The sequence below is a fragment of the Winogradskyella pacifica genome, assembly GCF_013403915.1.
GTDB lineage: Bacteria > Bacteroidota > Bacteroidia > Flavobacteriales > Flavobacteriaceae > Winogradskyella > Winogradskyella pacifica.
Window position 1 is genome coordinate 42,021 of the sequence record NZ_JABFDI010000012.1, and the last position, 21,264, is coordinate 63,284.

Below are 21,264 nucleotides of genomic sequence, written 5' to 3' on the forward strand. Positions count from 1 at the left end.
GAATTTATATAAGCATTTTCAATTCGCTAAAAAATTGATTTTTTGCACCATGTTTTTGTCATTTTTTATTTCCTTAACGATGCTATGCAAGTAAAAAAGGACTTCAACACGGCACAAAATCTTCTATTTTCGCTAAAACTCAAAATACTTACATAAATTCAATACAAAATTAGTTATATAAACTCATTATGCGAAACATATTAATCATCGGAGCAGGAAAATCTTGTTCTTATCTTATAAAATATTTACTCGATAATTCTCAATCTGAAAAACTTCATATTACCATTGGAGATCTCAATGTAGAGAATGCTAAAAAGCTTGTTGGTGATCATCCCAACACAGACGTTATTCACTTAGATGTCTTTAATGCAGAATCTAGAGTTGCTGCTGTTAAGAAAGCAGATATAGTAATCTCAATGCTTCCTGCGCGTTTTCATATAGAAGTTGCGAAAGATTGTATTACTTACAAAAAGAACATGGTTACAGCGTCTTATGTAAGTCCAGAAATGCAAGCCTTAGACGAAGATGCCAAGGCCAACAACCTCATCTTTATGAATGAAATTGGTGTAGACCCCGGCGTTGACCATATGAGCGCCATGCATGTTATTGATCGTATTAGAGACAAAGGCGGAAAATTGATTTTATTTGAATCGTTTACAGGTGGTTTAGTAGCCCCTGAAAGCGACGACAATCTTTGGAATTATAAATTTACATGGAACCCAAGAAACGTAGTTGTGGCAGGACAAGGTGGCGCTGCAAAATTCCTGCAAGAAAACCAATTCAAATACATACCCTATAATCGTTTGTTTAGACGCACCGAATTTTTAGATGTTGAAGGTTACGGCCGTTTTGAAGGTTATGCTAACCGAGATTCTCTAAAATATCAACAAGTTTATGGATTAGACCATATCAAAACATTATATAGAGGTACCATGCGACGCGTTGGTTTTAGTAGAGCATGGAACGTCTTTGTACAATTAGGAATGACAGATGATAGCTATACTATTGATGATAGCGCTAATATGAGCTACCGTGATTTTGTAAATTCATTTTTACCATACAGCCCAACGGATTCCGTGGAGCTTAAATTTAGACATGCCTTAAAAATTGACCAAGATGATATTGTTTGGGAAAAGTTCTTAGAGCTCGACATTTTTAATCCTAAAAAAATGGTAGAACTAGATAAAGGCACACCTGCTCAAATACTTCAGAAAATTTTAATGGATAGCTGGACTTTAAGCGAAAACGACAAAGATATGATTGTAATGTATCATAAATTTGGTTATGAACTCGATGGTAAAAAGTATCAAATTGATTCTACAATGGTGACCCTCGGAAAAGACCAAACCTACACCGCAATGGCTAAAACGGTAGGTTTACCAGTAGCCATCGCGACGTTGGCCATATTGAATGGTAAAATTAAAACACCTGGAGTTCAAATTCCAATAACTAAAGAAGTTTACGCTCCAATTCTAAAAGAATTAGAATCTTACGATATTGCCTTTAAAGAATATGAAGTACCGTATTTAGGTTATAATCCGCTAAATATTTAATGTAATTATGTTTTTTTCTTATGTCATTTAGCCAATTACGTTATTTAAAAAATTGTATATTGACGCTATTATTAGCCAAAAACCAAATAACTACCTAAATTTAAAAGACATGAAAATCCTACACTTACTCAAAATTTTAGTTTTAGTACTTTGCATTGCATCTTGTAGCGATGATGATAACGACAGCTCGCCTCCGCTGAATGACAACCCAGGAATGGTTGCCACGATAAACGGAGGCACTTTTGACGATTATAATTTTACAGATGGCACGTACCTAGTTTCCTCAGGAACTAATGGCAATACCATGACTATTGATATTGCAGATACTAGCGGAAATCAAGTAACGCTGTTTCTAAATAGCACAGGTGGCTTTAGCTCTGGTACAGTAAAACAAATGGGTAATATGGATTCGGATAACTTTGTAACGTATAGTCTCATAAGGCAATCTAATCCTCAACTTAGCTATTTCTCTACTTCAGGAAATGTTACGATTACTGAAAACAGAACACATCCAACAGAAACAGGAATTAAAATTATATCCGGAACTTTCAACATTTCTGCAACGACTACAGACAATGCCCATAGTACAGTTTTAATCGGTTCTTTTACCGAATTAGAATATGAAGATTAACTAAATATCATGGCAACTATGTTGAATTTGATTCGTTATTTTTAACTTTCAATTTATAAACAAGACATCCAATGAAAATTAACGATAACGGTGTTTACATCGATGGTATTGATAAAAAAATACTGCGTGCCTTAATGGAAGATGCCAGAACACCTATTCTTGAGATTGCTCGTAATGTCGGTATTTCTGGTGCTGCGATACATCAACGTTTAAAAAAGCTTGAAAAATCGGGACTTATCGCTGGATCAAAATTTATAATTAATCCGAAAGTTTTAGGGTATACCACTATGGCTTTTGTTGGAGTTTATCTCGATAAAGCCATTAGTAATCCTGAAGCCGTAAAGCAATTGCAAAAAATACCAGAGGTGATTGAATGCCATTATACCACAGGAAACTGGTCTATTTTCATTAAGATTCTTTCTAAAGACAATGAGCATTTAATGCATGTTCTTAATTCTGAAATACAAAGCATAAAAGGGGTTTCTCGAACAGAAACGTTTATTTCTTTACAAGAACAGATTAATCGACAGATTAAAATCTAGTTTTTACAAAAAAAAGCGCTCATCATCGATGAGCGCTACTTTATTCTATAAGTAATACAAATTATGTTGCAGGATTTGGAATCTCAGCATGTACTGCGTTTATAGCTTCCATAATTTCATTAGACAACGAGATATTAATACTATCTATATTTTCTTCTAATTGTTGAAGGTTAGTAGCTCCAATGATATTACTAGTTATAAATGGGCGTTCATTTACAAAAGCCAATGACATTTGTGCCAATGACATATTGTTATCTTCTGCAATTTTCAAATAACGTTTCGTCGCTTCTGATGCATTTGCACTATTATAGCGTGAAAAATGAGAATATACATTTAAGCGTGCATCTTTTGCCGCTGTTCCTTTTATATATTTCCCAGATAAAACTCCAAATGCCATTGGCGAATACGCTAATAAGCCTATATTTTCTCTATGCGCGACTTCTGCTAAATCTCCTTCAAAAGGTCGACATAAAAGTGAATACGCATTTTGAATCGTAATCATCTTTGGTAGATTATGCTGCCTAGATTCTTCTAAATAACGCATAGTTCCCCAAGCTTTTTCATTAGAAATTCCGACTTGTCTTATTTTTCCTGATTTAATAATGTCATCGAGGTTATGAAGAATTTCATTAAAATTATCTTCCCATTTATCATTTGAATTATAGTTATAATCGCGCTTACCAAACGTGTTTGTATCTCTTTCTGGCCAATGCAGTTGATACAAATCTATATAATCGGTTTTCAAACGCTTTAAACTATCATTTACAGCATCGTTAAGCGCATCCTTACTAAAACCATTAGTTCTAATATGAGCGGTATAATCACCAGTTCCTGCTATTTTTGAACCTAAAATAATCTTGTCTCTATTGCCGGTTTTAGCAAACCAATTCCCGATAATACGTTCGGTTTCCGCATACGTTTCTTTTCGTGCAGGTACGGGATACAATTCTGCTGTATCAAAAAAATTAACTCCTTTATCTAAGGCAAAATCCATTTGAGAAAACCCTTCGTCTTGGGTGTTTTGATTTCCCCATGTCATGGTGCCAAGGCATATTTTGCTAACTTTTATTTCTGTGTTTGGTAGGGTTGTATATTTCATAGCACTTCCTGCGAGAGCAGGAATCTCATTTTAGTTAAACTTAATTTTATAATCTAGGTTTAGACTGCGCTCAGCATGACATTTTTATACTTAGAATATACTGTAAAAATAAGAAGACCTCACAGGTTTTAAAAACATGGGAGGTCTAAATGTTTGTTAATATATCATTACGAAACGCTTTTAGCGTCGAGAGAATTTATTTAAATTAAAACTCAAATTCTACAAATTGCTTCGTTTCTCACAATGACATTTCAATTTAAATCTCATTTAATAACTTTGAAATCTCATCTAACTTAGGCGTCAATATAACTTCAATTCGTCTGTTTTTTGCTTTCCCTTCAGCAGTATCATTTGCAGCAATTGGAGCAAATTCCCCACGTCCTGCAGCCGTTAAGTTTTCAGGATTAATTGCATCATTTTCTCTAAGTATATTTACAATTGCAGTGGCTCGTTTTGCAGATAAATCCCAGTTACCACTCAATTGTGCATTCCCTTTGTATGGTACATTATCGGTATGCCCTTCGATTAGAACTGAAATTTCAGGATTTTCAGCCAATACACTTCCTAATTGTTTTACGGCTTGTTTTCCTTGTGCTCCAACATACCAGCTTCCAGATTCAAACAACAATTTATTTTCCATAGAAATATAGACTTTTCCGTTGCGTTGCTCTACAGTTAATCCTTTACCTTCAAAATTAGTTAGCGCTTTAGAAATCGCATCTTTTAATTTATGCATTGCGGCATCTTTTGACGCAATAACATTTTCTAATTCTGCAACACGTTGCGAACGACTTTCTAATTCTTGTTTCAACGTATTTAAACGTTCGTTTTCTGCGGCTAAAGCTTGTTCTTTTGCTTCTAATTGTGCTAAAAGTTCTCTGTTTTTCTGCGAGTTTTTCGCAATTGATGCAGAACTATTTTCTTCTAAGGCTTTGTAAGACGCTTTTAAAGTTTCAAGATTTGTTTTAGCTGCAGCATAATCTGCCTGAAGTTTATCGCGGTCAGCAACAGCCGCATCGTAAGCTGACTGAAGTTTACCTAAATCATTATTTAATTGGGTTTTATCTTTAGATAAGGCTTCTAACTCATCAGACATACTGCGGTTTTCCTTTTTAAGAGTCGTGTATTTATCTTCAAGATCTGTGTAGATTTTCTTTGACACACAAGATGAGAATAGTGTAAATGTTAATGCTAAAATTGAAAGTTTTTTAATCATATCTCTTCTATTAAGTTGTTTTAAGTTTAGTTTCTATTTGGGGTTTGTTTTAAATTTTATTTTTAAATATCCAATTCTAATAAAATCGGACAATGATCACTATGCACCGCTTCCGTTAATATAACGCTACGTTTTATTTTTTCTTGTAACGGTTTGCTTACCATGGCATAATCTAACCTCCAACCTTTGTTGTTTGCTCTCGAATTTGCTCTGTAACTCCACCATGAATATTCCTGACGCTCAGGATGTAAATACCTAAAACTATCTATAAATCCACTGTCTATAAATTCTCCTAACCATTCACGTTCTTCAGGTAAAAAACCTGAAACTCCTTTCATTTTTGGGTTGTGAATATCGATTTCTTCATGACAAATATTATAATCACCACACACCACCAAGTTTGGTTTTTCAGTTTGAAGTTCATTCAAATACTGCTGAATAAGATTCATATATTCAAACTTATGGGACAGTCTAGCATCGTTAGTACCAGATGGTAAATACATACTCATCACTGAAACGCCATCATAATCTACTCTAATGTTTCTACCTTCAAAATCCATGGATTCAATTCCTGTGCCGAATTCTATATGATTTGGTTCTTCTTTACATAAAATCGCAACTCCACTGTAGCCTTTTTTCTGAGCGCTAAACCAATAATTAAAGTTGTAACCCGCTTCTGTAAACACATCTAAATCGACTTGTTCTTCCATGGCTTTAATTTCTTGTAAACAAATTACATCTGGCCCTGTTGCTTTTAACCAATCTACAAAGCCTTTTTTTACGGCTGCTCTAATACCATTTACGTTATAAGAAACTATTTTCATGTGTTTATATTTATTGTTTTTTAATGGTCACATGCTGTTCGCTATTAATCATCCGTTTGGGTAATTAAAGCTTCAACATGCTCGTTTCATCTCGTCATTTTCTGTTTAACTGCTAAATTAAATAATACTGTACTTTTACCCTATAATTTTATACTGCATTTAACGATAAAATATTTCCTGCTTTAAGAAGTTATTATTCTACATGAAATACGCTATACTTATTATACTAATTATCGGTTCTTTTAGTGCTATGGCGCAAGAGAACCCAAGTAATTATATAAAAAAGAAAATAGCCGTTAAAGATTCTATTCAAATTGATTCAGTTAACATTAACCCTTCCCTATTTAAAGTCAGGACTAATGACAACAAAATCATAGATTCGACTTTATATACCGTTGATTTTGTAAAAGCCATACTTCGTTTTAAGCAACCTATTGAAACGGACACCATTCAAATTGAATATTTACGCTATCCAAAATTTCTAACGAATGTGTATCAGCAGTTAGACGATACGGTTATTATTGAACGCTCATCGGAATTTCAGCAATTATATCAACTTCAAAACACCACCTCTAAAAACAGCTTTATACCTTTTGATGGCTTAACGACTTCTGGAAGTATTTCGAGAGGCGTAACGATTGGAAACAATCAGAATTCGGTATTAAATAGTGAACTCGATTTACAAATTTCAGGAAAACTAAGCGATAAAGTATCCTTAAGAGCGTCTATACAAGATGCCAATATTCCGTTGCAAGAAAGTGGTTACTCGCAACGTTTAGATGAATTCGATCAAGTTTTTATTGAGTTATTTAGTGACGATTGGAATATACGTGCCGGAGATATCGATTTAGAAAACACTAAAAGTTATTTTGCTAATTTTTCGAAACGTGTGCAAGGACTAATGGTAAGGGCTAACCTTAGTGAAAAAACCTCTGTTTTTGCTTCGGGAGCTTTAGTACGTGGTCAGTTTACGACCACTCAATTCACAGCTCAAGAAGGTAACCAAGGACCTTACAAATTACGTGGCTCAAACAACGAACTCTATGTTCTTGTGGTGTCTGGTAGTGAAACCGTTTACGTTAACGGAGTACCTTTAGAACGTGGAGAAAACAACGATTACATTATTGATTATAATGCTGGCGAAATCATTTTTAATTCTACATTTCCTATTACTTCCGAAATGCGAATTACAGTAGATTATCAATTTAGCGAACGTAATTATTCACGATTTACAGTGTTTGGCGGAGCTAATTATGAAACCGAAACGCTTAAATTAAATGTGTCCATATATTCTGAAAGTGATGCTAAAAATCAGCCTTTACAACAAAATCTTTCTACAGAGCAAACGCAAGTTTTAGCAGATGCTGGTGACAATAAAGATTTAATGTCGGCACCTTCTTCAACCCCAGCATCATATTCTGAAAATCAGATTTTATACCGAAAAGAGCTCTTTGGAGGCGAAGACATATTTGTATTTTCTAACAACCCTGAAGACGAATTATTCAGTGTGCGTTTTACCTTGGTTGGTGCAAATCAGGGAAATTATGTATTGGTAAACACAAATGCCATTAATAATATTTTTGAATATGTGGCTCCTATTGCTGGCGTACCTCAAGGAAATTATGAACCTATTGTGCAACTGATTGCTCCAGAACGATTGCAAATTGCGATTGTTAATGGACAGTATAGACCAAGCAAAAAAACAGAGCTCTTTTTTGAATTAGCAGGAAGTAAAAAAGATAGTAATCTATTTTCAAACTTAGATGATGAAAATAATGATGGCTATGCCGGAAAATTCACTTTAAAACAAAGTATCATTCAAACCGATAGTTTATGGAATTTATCTGCATTGGTTGATGCTGATTTTATTCAAAAGAACTTTAATACCATACAACGTCTGTACAGAGCAGAATTTAATAGAGATTGGAATCTAGAGACTTCAGAAACGGATGAGGATAATTTTGACTTCGGAAATCAGTTATTACTCACCACAGGCTTGCGTTTATCACATGCTAAAAAAGGTTTAGCAACCTATAATTTTGAACATTTAAACTATTCTGAAAACTTCAATGGAAACCGACATCAGGTTACCGCTAATTTGCGTTTAGGTGATTTTAAGATTTTTACAAATTCTAGTGTTTTAAATAACGAAAGCACAATTAATCGTTCTACATTTTTACGCTCTTTTAATCGTGTGGTTTATGGAAAAAACAACAAATGGACTGGTGTAAAATTTGCCACTGAAGATAATGAACAACGCGTTACCGCAACAGATTCGCTTACTCCATTGAGTCAGAAGTTTAAATCCTACGAAGCTTTTGTTGGTATTGGCGATAGTACTAGCATATATGCTGAAGTTGGCTATATAAAACGTTTTAATGACAGTCTGCGCAACACTAATTTGGAGCGCGTTAACAGCTCTAACACCTATTATCTAAAATCTACATTAATTCAGAATAAAAATACTAATCTTCAATTGTTTGTAAATTACAGAGATTTAAAATCAGAGGATAGTACTATTGAAGACGAACAAAGTTTGAATAGTCGCTTAAATTTTAGTCAGAAGCTATTTAACAATCTCGTTTTATGGAATACTAATTTCGAAACGAATTCTGGAACCTTAGCACAACAAGATTTTACTTATGTCGAAGTCGAAGACGGACAAGGAGCTTACACATGGATTGATTACAACGAGAATAACATACAAGAATTAAACGAATTTGAAATTGCCCAATTTACCGATCAAGGTAGTTACATCCGTGTGTTATTACCCAATCAAGTATTTGTGCGCACCCATCAAAATCGCTTAAGTCAAACCCTTACTTTTAACCCACAACAATGGACTAAATCGGAGAATAAAACCGAAAAATTCTTTTCGCATTTTTATAATCAAACCTCATATTTAATAGATCGAAAAATAAAACGAGATGGCAATAATTTTAATCTCAATCCATTTAAAGACGACGAAGAAAATCAGTTAGCATTAAACAACAGCGTGCGAAATGTATTGTTTTACAATAGAGGAAAACAACACTATACAACAAGTTATACCTTTTTAACAAATACTAGTAGAAACTTATTATCTATAGGCTCTCAAGAAAACAGCTTAACCAATCACCAACTCAATTTTAATCATAAATTTTCTACAAATTGGTTAGCAAATATGTTGAGTACTTTTGGAAATAATGAGAGTATAAGTGAAAATTTCACCAACCGAAATTTCAATATTGAAGAAACCAGATTTCAACCAAAATTATCATATCTCTTTAATGAGAATGCACAATTTGATGTGTTTTACCAATACACTTCCAAAGAAAACACTATAGGAAGTTTAGAAACCTTAGCGCAGAATAATTACGGTTTGTCTTTTACGTATAACAATGCTCAAAAAATAGCACTAACAGGTGAATTTAACTTTTATAAAAATGAATTTGAAGGGAATACCAATTCTCCTGTAGCTTATGAAATTCTTGAAGGTTTACAGCCCGGAAAAAACTTTACATGGAGTTTACTAGCACAGAAAAAACTGACCAAATATTTAGATTTGAATTTAAATTATTTTGGACGTAAATCTGAGACCTCTAAAATGATTCATACAGGTACGGTTCAATTAAAGGCTTATTTTTAGAGAACCGCAAAAGCTTTCAAATACATACCCTTACAATTTGTTTAAAACCGTTAAAAACGGTATACTGTCAGAATAATAACAAAACACAGTAATGAAAGACTTTGTAATAGTAGGTGCTGCGCAAGCAGGCCTCTCTATGGCTTATTTTCTTAAACAAAATCAGAAAGATTTCTTGATCATTGACAGAGAAGACGAAATTGGTGCGTCGTGGCTAAACCGGTGGGATACTTTAAAATTATTTACGCCTACTGAGTTTAATCATTTAATAGGAATGCCGTTTCCTGCTCCAAAAGGTCATTATCCGGATAAATACGAAGTAGCAGCCTATTTTAAGAGCTATGTAGAAAAATTTGATTTTCCTCTACAATTAAATACTCTAGCAGAACGTATTGAAAAAAAGGATAAGCACTTTATCATAAAAACGAATAAGCAAGAAATAACTTGCAGACATGTTATTGTCGCTACAGGACCATTTCATATTCCATACACCCCAAAATTTCACAATAAGCTTTCGGACAGTATCTATCAGGTGCATAGTAATTATTACAAAAACTCGGATCAATTACAAAAAGGGTCTACTTTGGTTGTGGGTGGTGGAGATAGTGGATTTCAAATTCTGGATGAGATCTCTAGCAATACATCGAATACCACATATTTTTCAGGAAGTACTGATATTAGAACACTCCCCCAAGAATTTTTAGGTAAAACCTTATGGTGGTGGTTTACAAAAACAGGATTTTTAAGTTTTAGTAAAAACTCATGGATTGGAAAAAAAATTAATCAATCTAAGCAACCTATCATTGGTACGGACGTAAAAACGATTATAAAACGCGATAATGTTACGCTTGTTGGTCATACCATGGACGCAGATTTAAACACTATAAAAACCGCAACAGCAGAACTTACAGATGTTAAAAATATAGTTTGGGCTACGGGCTACAAACCTAATTTTGAATGGATAGATAATTTAGAACTTACCGATGATGGGTATCCAAAACATCATAGAGGAATTAGTACTACAGAAGGACTCTATTTTATCGGATTACCATGGTTACACACAAGAGGTTCTGCCACATTGGGCGGTATAAAAAAGGATGCGGCTTATTTAGCTAATAAAATTTTATAGTGATAACTATTTCGGTATTTACCTAATTAGATCCTTTAGAAAATAAAAAAACACCCAAACTTTAAAAGCTTGGGTGTTTTAATTTATATCAGATTCCTGCTTTTACAGGAATTTGTAATTACATTTTCATTAGCCAATGCTTCACATCAACCTCTGCTTTTATAATTTCTTTTAAATCTTCAATCTTTACACGTTTTTGATCCATAGTATCTCTATGACGAATCGTTACGGTATTGTCTTCTAAAGTATCGTGATCTACTGTAATACAAAATGGTGTTCCGTTGGCGTCTTGCCTTCTGTAACGTCTACCAACCGTATCTTTTTCTTCATAAGCAACATTGAAGTCCCACTTTAAATCCTCAACAATCTTTTTAGCAACCTCAGGTAAACCATCTTTTGCCAATAAAGGAAATATAGCAGCTTTAACAGGAGCTAATACAGCCGGAAGTTTTAAAACAGTACGTGTTTTACCATCTTCTAATTCTTCTTCAACCAAAGCATTTGAGAACACAGCTAAAAACATACGATCTAAACCAATAGAAGTTTCAAGAACGTAAGGTGTGTAGCTTTCGTTATCTTCATGGTCAAAATATTGTAATTTCTTACCAGAAAATTCTTCGTGTTGCTTTAAGTCAAAATCTGTACGCGAGTGAATTCCTTCCAATTCTTTAAACCCGAATGGGAACTTAAATTCGATATCGGTAGCAGCATCAGCGTAATGCGCCAATTTTTCATGATCGTGGAAACGGTAATTTTCTTCTCCCATTCCAAGAGAAAGATGCCACTTCATTCGTGTTTCTTTCCAATGCTCAAACCATTTTTTTTGTGTGCCTGGTTTAATAAAAAATTGCATTTCCATTTGTTCAAACTCACGCATTCTAAAGATAAACTGTCTTGCAACAATTTCGTTTCTAAATGCTTTTCCTGTTTGTGCAATTCCGAAAGGAATTTTTAAACGTCCTGTTTTCTGAACATTTAAAAAGTTAACAAAAATACCCTGAGCTGTTTCTGGACGTAAATACAAATCCATCGCCGTTTCTGCAGAAGCACCAAGTTTAGTTCCAAACATTAGGTTAAACTGCTTAACGTCTGTCCAATTACGACTTCCTGCTACAGGACAAGCAATTTCTAATTCTTCGATTAATGCTTTTACGTCTGCTAAATCTTCTTTTTCTAAAGATTGGCCTAAACGTTTTAAAATAGTATCGATTTTTTCTTGATACCCAACAACACGTCCGTTAGTAGAAATAAATTCTTCTTTATTAAAAGATTCTCCAAAGCGTTTTTCTGCTTTTTTAACTTCTTTTTCAATTTTAGCTTCAATTTTTAAACAATAATCTTCTACTAAAACATCTGCTCTATAGCGTTTTTTAGAATCCTTATTATCAATTAAAGGATCGCTAAAAGCATCAACGTGTCCGGAAGCCTTCCAAGTAGTTGGATGCATAAATATTGCAGCATCAATCCCTACAATATTATCGTGCATTTGTACCATGGCTTTCCACCAATAGTCTCTGATATTTTTCTTTAATTCTGCTCCATTTTGAGCATAATCGTATACTGCGCTTAGTCCATCATAGATTTCACTACTCTGAAACACGTAACCATACTCCTTTGCGTGAGAGATTACTTTTTTAAATTGATCTTCGTTTGCCATAATATTGCAAAAATAGAAAACCGCTCTGATTAACAGAACGGTTTTACAAAAATTATATCGTTATTTATAAGTATTACCTATTTTAAATTTAGACTTGTACTACCTAGCTTTACATTTTCGTGAAAAATATTGACAAAGTAGACGCCTTTTAAGAAGGGTTGATCCTCATCATCAGCAACTATAGCGGTACATATTTCTAAATTTTCTTTTTCGTAATTTATACTTTCTTTAAAGCTGTAGTTTAATGAAGTATTACCAAAAAATACTTCACCTTTATCTGATACCACATTACCTTGTGGACTCACAATCTGTATGTAAATGTCTTTTTTACCATTTAATGCTAATGGATTTTCATTTAACGTAATACATACGTCAATGGCATTGGCACGTTTTGCACGATCGGTAAATCGTTTTTTACCCGATTTCAATTTATACGATTTCGCATTAATATTACTTGCTTTTAACATAGCAGCATTATCAATGGTTTTATACAACGCGTTGTTAGCCTCTTCTAAATCATTAATTTTTAAGGCATTATTCTTTATTGTATTTAAAGCATAACGTTTTTCACTCTGCAATTTTCTATTTGCAGAATTTAGAGAATCCATAGTACTTAACAGTACTTTATTTCTAGATTTTATAACGATAAGTTGATCTTTGAATTTAGTGATAATTGATAAATCACTGTTTAGTAATTTTAAAGAATCTAAAGCATTACTTGCTTCTAGTTTTGCTTCTTTGAGCTGAGAAGACATAAAACTATAGTCTTGACTTAGTTCGTCATAACTTGACAATAATTCTGACAGCTCTGTTTCTATCAAAACTTTTTCTTGTTTTAAGAAATCTTCGTAAGATTCAATGGATTTATATTTATTAAAGCTATATATTCCTAAAACAGTTAAAACAACTAGTAAAGAACTAATAATCAATCTATAATTAAATAGCTGAGGGTTAACTATCATTATTAATTTTATTAATTTAAGGCGAAACTAGAGCTAATTGAAGTCTAATTTTATTTTAATCGACTAAGTGATGAAAAACTTGTTAAACTTATTCTTTCCTAAGGTTTGTGAAGCATGTAATAATGTTTTAACTGATAATGAAATTGTTTTATGTACCTCTTGCAGACACCATTTACCAGTTACCAACTTTCATTTTGATAATGCCGAGGATGTAAAAAAAATAGTTTATGGACGGGTAAAACTCGAAAATGCAACCGCATTATTGCATTTTTCAAAGAAGGGAATTGTACAGCAAATATTACATAATTTAAAATATAGAGGTCATGAGGATATTGGAGAATTCTTTGGCAAATGGTTTGGCGCAGAACTAGCAACTGTAGAAGCTTATAAACACATCGATGTTATTGTACCCGTACCTTTGTATAAATCGAAATTGAGAAAGCGTGGTTATAACCAAGTTGCAAAGTTTGGAAAAGCCATTGCAACAGCACTAAATGCTGAGTATAATGACACGGTTTTAATCAAAACAAAATCGTCTAAAACACAAGTATTTAAAGGACGTTTAACACGTTGGAATGACGACGGAGCGTTATTTGATATTTCTGAAAATAAATCTCTAATAGGAAAACATATTTTACTCGTAGATGACATCATTACTACTGGCGCAACCGTTGAAGCTTGCGCTACAGTTTTGTTAAAAATTGATAATATTAAGTTAAGTCTTGCTACGATGGCAATTGCAGATTAATTTTTTCGTTTCTAAATAAATTATATTGTTTCTTTGTGCTAAATTATTTTGAATAGATGCGTTTACCTTTAATGCGAATTTTAATCCTCATTTTAATTGCAATTAGTATAGCTAGTTGCGCCAATCGCGGTACTCCTACAGGTGGCGAGAAGGATATTTTACCACCCGAAATCACAAAATCTGTACCAGCGAATTTTTCGACTAACTTTAAAGGAGATGAAATTAGAATTTACTTTAATGAATACATCAAAATAAAAGATCTTAGAAAACAACTTATTGTGTCGCCTCCTATGGACACAGAACCAGTAGTTACACCAATGAGTGGCGCTAGTGATTACATTACAATTAAAATAGTTGATACTTTAGAAGCCAACACCACCTATGCGTTTAATTTTGGAGAAAGTATTGTAGATAACAACGAAGAAAACCCTTATCCGTATTATCGCTATGTGTTCTCTACAGGAAACATTATTGATTCGTTGTCTGTAAAAGGGTATGTTGTAGATGCTCTAAAAGAAGAACCAGACACCTTTATTTCGGTGATGTTGTATGAAGTGGATTCTACGTACACAGATTCTATAATTTACAAACAAAAACCAAGATATATTACCAATACACTAGATAGTCTTACAAGTTTTAACATTGAAAATATTAAAGCAGGAACCTACAAACTGATTGCGTTAAAGGACAAGAACTCAAATTACATGTTCAATCAGAAAAACGATAAAATAGGCTTTAAAGAAGACTTTATTACGGTACCCACAGACGACTCTTACAAGCTGACTCTTTTTAACGAAAAGGTAAATTATAAAGCCGTTAAACCGTCACAAGATGGTGAAACACGTATTATTTTTCCTTATGAAGGAGATTATGAATCTATGCGAATCGAAGTGCTCGGTGATACACCTGAAGCTTATAAAACCCGAATTGTAAAAGATCCAAAAACAGATACATTATACTATTGGTATAAACCAAAATTTGAAATTGACACGACATTCTTTCTCGTTAAGAACGATAAGCAAATTGACACCTTTAAACATCGCTTTAGAACTATAAAAGGAGATTCTTTAAGTATAAAACCGTCTATACAAGGAACATTACATTTTAATGAGGATTTTACTATTGAAGCTAATATTCCATTGGCTAAAATTGACACCACAAAGATTAAAATTATAGATAAAGATTCTTTGGCTGTGCCTTTAAAAGTCGAATACGATTCTATTTTTAATCGCTATAAATTCCCCATAGATAAGCAAGAAGGTCAAAAATACAACTTTACTATGCTTCCTGGCACATTTACCGATTTCTACGATAATACCAATAAAGACACCTTAACATATTCTATTAAAACTAAAATGAAATCTGAATATGGCAATATTAGAGTTAATATTAGAAATGCTAAATTTCCACTAATTGTACAACTCGTCAATGAAAAAGGTGATGTATTGTATGAACGCTACACTACAGATTCGCCTGTTGTAGATTTCAGAAATTTAGTTCCTAGAAAATACAAATTGCGTGCTATTTTTGACACCAATGGAAATGGAAAATATGATACTGGAAATTTCCTATTAGGCATCCAACCAGAACGTGTTAGTTACTCAGAACCTATTGAGGAAGTTCGCTCTAATTTTGACTTTATTGAAGAGTTTACGCTTTTAGATTAAAGTTGTCTCTATCGTTTAAAAAATTCAATTTTTCTCGGTATTTAGTAATCGTACCTTTTTCTAAAACTACGACTGCTATAGCATCTTCGTTTTCGGATAAATTATCCATTCTAGTTCCTAAAACATCATACACCACAGAGTGACCAGAGTATTCATGGTTATTTCCATCTAACCCTACTCTATTTACACCAATGCAATACGTCATGTTCTCTATAGCTCTAGCTTCTAACAAGGCATCCCAAGCTTTTATGCGCACTTTTGGCCAATTAGCCACATAAATTAAAAGATCGTAATCTTCGACATTTCTAGCCCAAACCGGGAAACGTAGATCGTAGCATACCAACGGACAAATTTTCCAACCTTTATAGTTAAACATTACTTTCTCAGTTCCGGCTGTGTAAACGTTGTGTTCGCCTGCTAACGTAAAGGTGTGGCGTTTATCGTAAGTTGTAATTGCACCAGAAGGCTCCACACAAACCATACGATTATAGTAATTGTTATTTTCAAAAATTACGAGACTTCCCATAATAGCCGCCTCTTTTTCTTTTGCCAATTGTGTTAACCAAACCATAGTGTCGCCAGTCATAGTTTCAGCGACTAATTTAGGATTCATGGTAAAACCAGACGTAAACATTTCTGGTAAAACAATAAGATCAACACCTTTTGTAATGGTGTTGATCTTATCATTTAGTAAACGTCTATTTTCTTTGGGGTTTTCCCAAACCAAAGACGTTTGTATTAAGGCTACGTTTAAAACGTTAGACATAGTTATATTTTTCGTTTTGCTTTTTCTACTTTTTCAGTAAGCTTAGATAATTTATCTAGCCACTTACTATCATCAACAGGTGACAATTTACCTTTTCTTTTTAACTTCTCATATTTCTGCTGAGACTTGTTTAATTTATCTTCAGCTTTTTTCAAGTTAGATTCTAGCTTTGCTTGTTTTTCTAATGCTTTTTTAGCCTTTTTTTCAGCTTTTTCGGCTTTTTTCTGTGCTTTCTCAGCATCAGCTTTTTCCTTCTCTAAATTTTTAGCAGCTTTCTCCTTTTCTTTTACGGCTTTTTCTTCTTCTTTCTTAAGCTTTGCTGCTGCTTTTTCAGATTTTACAGATTCAGCCTTTGCGGTTTCGGCCTCTAATTTTGCCTTCGCTTCAACTTCTTTAGCTTTTGCTGCTTCTAATTTAGCTGCGGCCTCCATTTTCACTTTTTCTGCAATTGCAGCAGCTTCCTTAAAAATAATAGCTTTTTCTTCTAAACTCAAAGTAGCTGTTACATCTTTTCCTTCTAAAAAGATTTTCTCATTTTTGACCTCATAAATTTTTCCTTCTTTGGTTACTTCTTGCGCGTTTAAAAACAGCACAAACACTAGGCCAACACAAGTTAATATATATTTCATAATTTTTTATTTATTTAAGTTATTCATTTTTTCTTTTGCTTCTTCAAACTCTTCTTTTAAATCGTTTAATTTTTCGGACCATTCGTCCTCTTCATTTGGTGATAGTTTCCCTTTTTTCTTTAGCTTTTCATATTTCTTTTGTTGTTTTTCTAAACGTTTCGTTGTCTTTAAAAAATCATCACGAGCATCTTCTTTTGCTTCTTGCTGTTCTTTTAATGCTTCTTGCTGTTCTTCAAGCTCATCTTGTTTCTCTTCTACAGCTTCTTCTCGTTCTTTTAACGCTTTCTGTTTCGCTTTAAGATCCTCTTCTAGCGCTTCTGCTTCTGCTTTAGCTTTTCTATTCGCTTTTAAAGTCGATTCAATTTCAGACTTACGTTCTTCTGTCAATGTTTCGGTAATATCGATTCCATTGTTTTTAATAGAATTACCTTTTATCTCATAGACGTTTCCATCTTCAGTAATAACACGTTCAGTGCTACCGCAAGACATCATTAAACTTACTAAAAAACACACACATACATAGTGAAATTTCATACTTTATTTTATATTTTGTTTCTATTAATTTAGACACAAAATACCTCCTGAAGTCACCGTATTACGAAAGTTTTAACATTAAATGCTGTTCAAAATTTCAGCAGCTTTAACCAAAGTCTCATCCGTTTTCGCAAAACAAAATCGCAACACTTTATCGTCTTGATTGTTAGTATTAAATACCGAAAGTGGAATGGCTGCAATTTTAAATTCTTTGGTTAATCGTTTTGCGAAATCCACATCCGATTCATTTGTTATTTCAGAATAATCCAACACCTGAAAATAAGTGCCTTGTGACGGTTGAAACTTAAATCTAGATTCTGAAATTAAACTCAAAAACAAATCACGCTTCCGCTGAAAAAAAGTATTTAATCCTAAGTACGTTTCTGGGTCTTGCATATAATCGGAAATTCCTTTTTGCGACGGATGATGAACCGAAAAGACATTAAACTGATGCACTTTTCTAAATTCTACCATTAACGCTTCTGGCGCACAGCAATAGCCAATTTTCCAACCTGTGTTATGAAATGTTTTCCCGAAGGAAGCGCATATAAAACTGCGTTGTTTTAAATCTTCAAATAAACACGCGCTTTGATGTTGTGCGTCATCAAACACAATATGTTCGTAAACCTCATCACTCAATATAATAATATCGGTGTTTCTGGTTAATTTTTGAAGTTGAAGCATATCATCCTTAGACCATATCGTTCCACTTGGATTATGAGGCGAATTGATAATAATCATTTTTGTTTGAGGCGAAATTTTTGAAGCCACCTCTTCCCAATTCACACTGTAATTTGGCGCAGATAGTTGAACCGGAATCGTTTTCCCTCCATTAATTTCAACAGCGGGCTCATAACAATCATAAGCGGGCTTAAACATAATTACCTCATCATTTCGTCTTATAAATGCTGAAATAATTGTGTAAATGGCTTGGGTTGCTCCTGCTGTAACTGTAATTTCTTTTTCAGGATGATAGGTGCTTTTATAGAGTAATTGATATTTATGGGCAATCGCTAAACGCAACTCTAAATTACCTGCCATTGGCGCATATTGGTTATACCCATTATTCATGGCATTCGTAACCAAATCATTCAACTTTTGAGAACTTGGATAATTAGGAAAGCCTTGTGACAGGTTTATGGCATGATGCTCTTTAGCCAAAGCACTCATTACAGTAAAAATGGTGGTGCCCACGTTCGGTAATTTTGATTTGATTTTCATAAAAAGTGGTCTTTATATCTCAAAACATTAAAGATATAAAACAAGCTTTTCTATCTTTACAAAAACTAATAAAATATTAACTATGCGCTTTTTAAAAATTCTTTTTCTTTTCGTTGTTTTTCAAGCTTCAGCCCAACAAGGTGGTATGTGGATCCCTTCACTTTTAGAAGGTATGAATGAAGATGAAATGCAAAGTTTGGGCAGTAAATTAACAGCTCAAGATATTTACGATGTCAATAATTCTAGCTTAAAAGATGCCATTGGTCATTTTAATGGTGGTTGTACTAGTGAAGTGATTTCAGACCAAGGTTTAGTACTGACCAATCACCACTGTGGTTACAGTCAGATTCAATCCCATTCGTCTTTAGAAAACGATTATTTAAAAGATGGTTTTTGGGCCATGAATTTAGATGAAGAATTACCAAACGAAGGCTTATTCATTGAATTTATAGTAAGTATTCACGATGTATCTGAAGTGGTTTTAAAAGGTATTACGGATACTATGACGGAAACTGAAAAGCAATCTCTAATTTCTAAAAACAGTAATGCAGCATTAAAAACTTGGCCTAAAGAATCGTGGCAAGATGTAAAAACAAAAGCCTTTTATGAGGGGAATCAATACTTCTTATTTGTAACAGAACGTTTTGATGATATCCGTTTGGTGGGAACACCTCCAACTAGTATTGGTAAATTTGGAAGCGATACCGACAACTGGGTTTTCCCTAGACATACTGGTGATTTTTCGTTATTCAGAATTTATGCAGACGCTAATAATCGTCCGGCAAAATACAGCAAAGACAACAAACCATACAAGCCAAAACATTTTCTACCAATCTCTTTAGATGGTGTTGAAGAAGGTGATTTTACTATGGTTTTTGGTTTCCCAGGAACGACTAGCGAATATTTACCAGCTGTTGCGATAGAACATATCACAAAAGATTACAACCCTACGAATATTGCGATTCGTGAAGCGGCTTTAAAAGTCATTGATCAAAAAATGAAAGAAAGTGACGCCGTGAGAATTAAATATGCCTCTAAACAAGCACGAATTGCTAACTCTTGGAAACGATGGATTGGTGAAAACTTAGGAATTGAAAAAAGTAATGCCGTTGAAAAACGTCGCGAATTTGAAGCCACATTCACCAAGGCTTTAAAAGAAAAAGGACTAGAAGACAAATACGGAAACATTCTTCCAGAATTTGACAGACTTTACAAAGATTTTGCACCTATAAATATTAAGCGCAGAAACTTTATAGAGGTCTTCTTAACCACCAATGAATTAATGCAAATGACCTTTAGAGCGTATCAAGTTGAGCAGGCTTTAATCGCCAACTCTGAGAATCTAGAAAGAGGAAAAGAAGTTTTAACGGGTCAGTTACAAGGTATTCATAAAAATTATGATGTAGATTTAGATAAAGGTGTGTACGAAAATGTAATGCCTTTATATGGAAAATCTGTAGATGCATCAATTTACGATAAAACAGCGTTTACCAATTTAGAATCGGCATTACAATTATTAGAAGGTGATGCAGAAACCGTAATTAAAAATCTTAATGACGATGCTGCCTATGCCTATGCAAAACCTATAATTGCAGAGTTTTTTGACACGCTTAATCCTGAATATTTACAAAAAAACGAACCCATAACGGCTTTACAAACTAAGTACATGACGGCACTTATGGAAGCTTTACCTAATGAGCGTTATTTTCCGGATGCTAATAGTACACTTCGTGTTACTTACGGTCAAGTAAGAGGGTATTCTCCAAGAGACGCGGTGTATTACGAACCCGTAAGTTACTTAGATGGTGTTATTGAAAAGTACATTCCGGGTGATTACGAATTCGATGTGCCTCAAAAATTAATTGAATTATATGAAGCGAAAGACTACGGACAATATGCTGACAGTAACGGAAAAGTACCTGTTTGCTTTTTAGGAACAAATCATACTACAGGTGGAAACTCTGGAAGTCCTGCAATTGATGCGCATGGAAATTTAGTCGGATTAAACTTCGACCGTGTTTGGGAAGGGACCATGAGTGACATGAATTACGATCCTGAAATTTGCCGAAATATTATGGTAGATTTACGCTACGTACTTTTTATTGTCGATAAATATGCTGGAGCAAAACATCTGATTGATGAAATGGAATTGGTGCATCCTAAGACCGATAGCTCTAAGAAAAAGAAGAAAAGAAAAAGTAAAAAGAAGTAAGCAGTATTTTAGTATTCAGTTGGCAGTTGCCAGTATATAAAAATATTAAGCTCTCACACGTTTCACAAACTTGTGAGAGCTTTTTTTATGGGCTACATCTTTAGAGGCTTCTCGATACAATTTTCTCGTACCTCGAAAATCACTCGAAGTGACGTAATGATTGTAATTAGAAGTTTTTAAAATTGAAACACAAGTATCAGTTCGAGTGGAATTGCTTTTTTTTGCAATTTTGTAGTTCGACTGCGCTCA

Annotated in this window: 17 protein-coding genes; 8 read left to right on the forward strand and 9 right to left on the reverse strand. The window is 33.7% G+C overall.

What is annotated here, in order from left to right; translation table 11 throughout:
- Positions 1 to 188 precede the first annotated feature (188 nt).
- The 3 genes from HM984_RS11600 to HM984_RS11610 all read left to right on the forward strand — a co-directional run bounded on the left by HM984_RS11600 (position 189) and on the right by HM984_RS11610 (position 2,726).
- Entirely contained in the window at positions 189 to 1,553 is a 1,365-nt protein-coding gene (locus HM984_RS11600; protein ID WP_115808065.1) for a saccharopine dehydrogenase family protein, read from the forward strand.
- 109 nt (positions 1,554 to 1,662) lie between these two features.
- Entirely contained in the window at positions 1,663 to 2,184 is a 522-nt protein-coding gene (locus tag HM984_RS11605; RefSeq protein WP_179349284.1) for a hypothetical protein, read from the forward strand.
- Positions 2,185 to 2,255: 71 nt separating this feature from the next.
- On the forward strand, positions 2,256 to 2,726 hold the full coding sequence (locus HM984_RS11610; protein ID WP_115808067.1) for an Lrp/AsnC ligand binding domain-containing protein: 471 nt from the start codon (positions 2,256 to 2,258) through the stop codon (positions 2,724 to 2,726).
- A gap of 61 nt (positions 2,727 to 2,787) precedes the next feature.
- On the opposite strand, the gene HM984_RS11615 is transcribed toward HM984_RS11610, so the two are convergent.
- From HM984_RS11615 to HM984_RS11625, 3 genes are all read right to left on the reverse strand, one after another.
- Complete coding sequence (locus HM984_RS11615; RefSeq protein ID WP_179349285.1) at positions 2,788 to 3,825, reverse strand: aldo/keto reductase; 1,038 nt, start codon at positions 3,823 to 3,825, stop codon at positions 2,788 to 2,790.
- A 256-nt stretch (positions 3,826 to 4,081) separates the two neighbouring features.
- Positions 4,082 to 5,041 carry an OmpA family protein gene (locus HM984_RS11620; RefSeq protein ID WP_115808069.1) on the reverse strand — a complete coding sequence of 320 codons (960 nt, stop codon included), beginning with the start codon at positions 5,039 to 5,041 and terminating at the stop codon, positions 4,082 to 4,084.
- 62 nt (positions 5,042 to 5,103) lie between these two features.
- Positions 5,104 to 5,865 carry an exodeoxyribonuclease III gene (locus tag HM984_RS11625; RefSeq protein WP_115808070.1) on the reverse strand — a complete coding sequence of 254 codons (762 nt, stop codon included), beginning with the start codon at positions 5,863 to 5,865 and terminating at the stop codon, positions 5,104 to 5,106.
- Positions 5,866 to 6,067: 202 nt separating this feature from the next.
- Here HM984_RS11625 and HM984_RS11630 point away from each other — a divergent pair, with 202 nt between their 5' ends.
- Positions 6,068 to 9,493 carry a DUF8818 domain-containing protein gene (locus HM984_RS11630; RefSeq protein ID WP_179349286.1) on the forward strand — a complete coding sequence of 1,142 codons (3,426 nt, stop codon included), beginning with the start codon at positions 6,068 to 6,070 and terminating at the stop codon, positions 9,491 to 9,493.
- Between the two features lie 91 nt (positions 9,494 to 9,584).
- Complete coding sequence (locus HM984_RS11635) at positions 9,585 to 10,619, forward strand: flavin-containing monooxygenase (protein WP_179349287.1); 1,035 nt, start codon at positions 9,585 to 9,587, stop codon at positions 10,617 to 10,619.
- A gap of 118 nt (positions 10,620 to 10,737) precedes the next feature.
- Here HM984_RS11635 and HM984_RS11640 read toward each other — a convergent pair whose 3' ends face one another.
- Both HM984_RS11640 and HM984_RS11645 read right to left on the reverse strand, forming a co-directional pair.
- On the reverse strand, positions 10,738 to 12,276 hold the full coding sequence (locus HM984_RS11640) for a glycine--tRNA ligase (protein WP_115808073.1): 1,539 nt from the start codon (positions 12,274 to 12,276) through the stop codon (positions 10,738 to 10,740).
- Between the two features lie 77 nt (positions 12,277 to 12,353).
- Entirely contained in the window at positions 12,354 to 13,238 is an 885-nt protein-coding gene (locus HM984_RS11645) for a DUF8428 domain-containing protein (protein ID WP_179349288.1), read from the reverse strand.
- 70 nt (positions 13,239 to 13,308) lie between these two features.
- On the opposite strand from HM984_RS11645, the gene HM984_RS11650 reads away from it, so the two are divergent.
- Together HM984_RS11650 and HM984_RS11655 are read left to right on the forward strand one after the other, a co-directional pair.
- Positions 13,309 to 13,986 carry a ComF family protein gene (locus HM984_RS11650; RefSeq protein WP_115808075.1) on the forward strand — a complete coding sequence of 226 codons (678 nt, stop codon included), beginning with the start codon at positions 13,309 to 13,311 and terminating at the stop codon, positions 13,984 to 13,986.
- A 56-nt stretch (positions 13,987 to 14,042) separates the two neighbouring features.
- Positions 14,043 to 15,653: an Ig-like domain-containing domain gene (locus HM984_RS11655; protein WP_179349289.1), complete on the forward strand. Its 1,611-nt coding sequence runs from the start codon at positions 14,043 to 14,045 to the stop codon at positions 15,651 to 15,653.
- On the opposite strand, the gene HM984_RS11660 is transcribed toward HM984_RS11655, so the two are convergent.
- The 4 genes from HM984_RS11660 to HM984_RS11675 all read right to left on the reverse strand — a co-directional run bounded on the left by HM984_RS11660 (position 15,637) and on the right by HM984_RS11675 (position 18,803).
- A complete protein-coding gene (locus tag HM984_RS11660; protein ID WP_179349290.1) occupies positions 15,637 to 16,419 on the reverse strand; it encodes an amidohydrolase in 783 nt (260 codons plus the stop codon). The genes HM984_RS11655 and HM984_RS11660 overlap by 17 nt on opposite strands.
- A 2-nt stretch (positions 16,420 to 16,421) precedes the next feature.
- Positions 16,422 to 17,048 (reverse strand): hypothetical protein, encoded by a 627-nt coding sequence (locus tag HM984_RS11665; RefSeq protein WP_179349291.1) that lies wholly within the window; start codon positions 17,046 to 17,048, stop codon positions 16,422 to 16,424.
- A gap of 6 nt (positions 17,049 to 17,054) precedes the next feature.
- Positions 17,055 to 17,582 carry a hypothetical protein gene (locus tag HM984_RS11670; RefSeq protein ID WP_179349292.1) on the reverse strand — a complete coding sequence of 176 codons (528 nt, stop codon included), beginning with the start codon at positions 17,580 to 17,582 and terminating at the stop codon, positions 17,055 to 17,057.
- Positions 17,583 to 17,660: 78 nt separating this feature from the next.
- On the reverse strand, positions 17,661 to 18,803 hold the full coding sequence (locus tag HM984_RS11675) for a methionine aminotransferase (protein ID WP_179349293.1): 1,143 nt from the start codon (positions 18,801 to 18,803) through the stop codon (positions 17,661 to 17,663).
- 82 nt (positions 18,804 to 18,885) lie between these two features.
- Here HM984_RS11675 and HM984_RS11680 point away from each other — a divergent pair, with 82 nt between their 5' ends.
- A complete protein-coding gene (locus HM984_RS11680; protein ID WP_179349294.1) occupies positions 18,886 to 21,015 on the forward strand; it encodes a S46 family peptidase in 2,130 nt (709 codons plus the stop codon).
- Positions 21,016 to 21,264 lie beyond the last annotated feature (249 nt).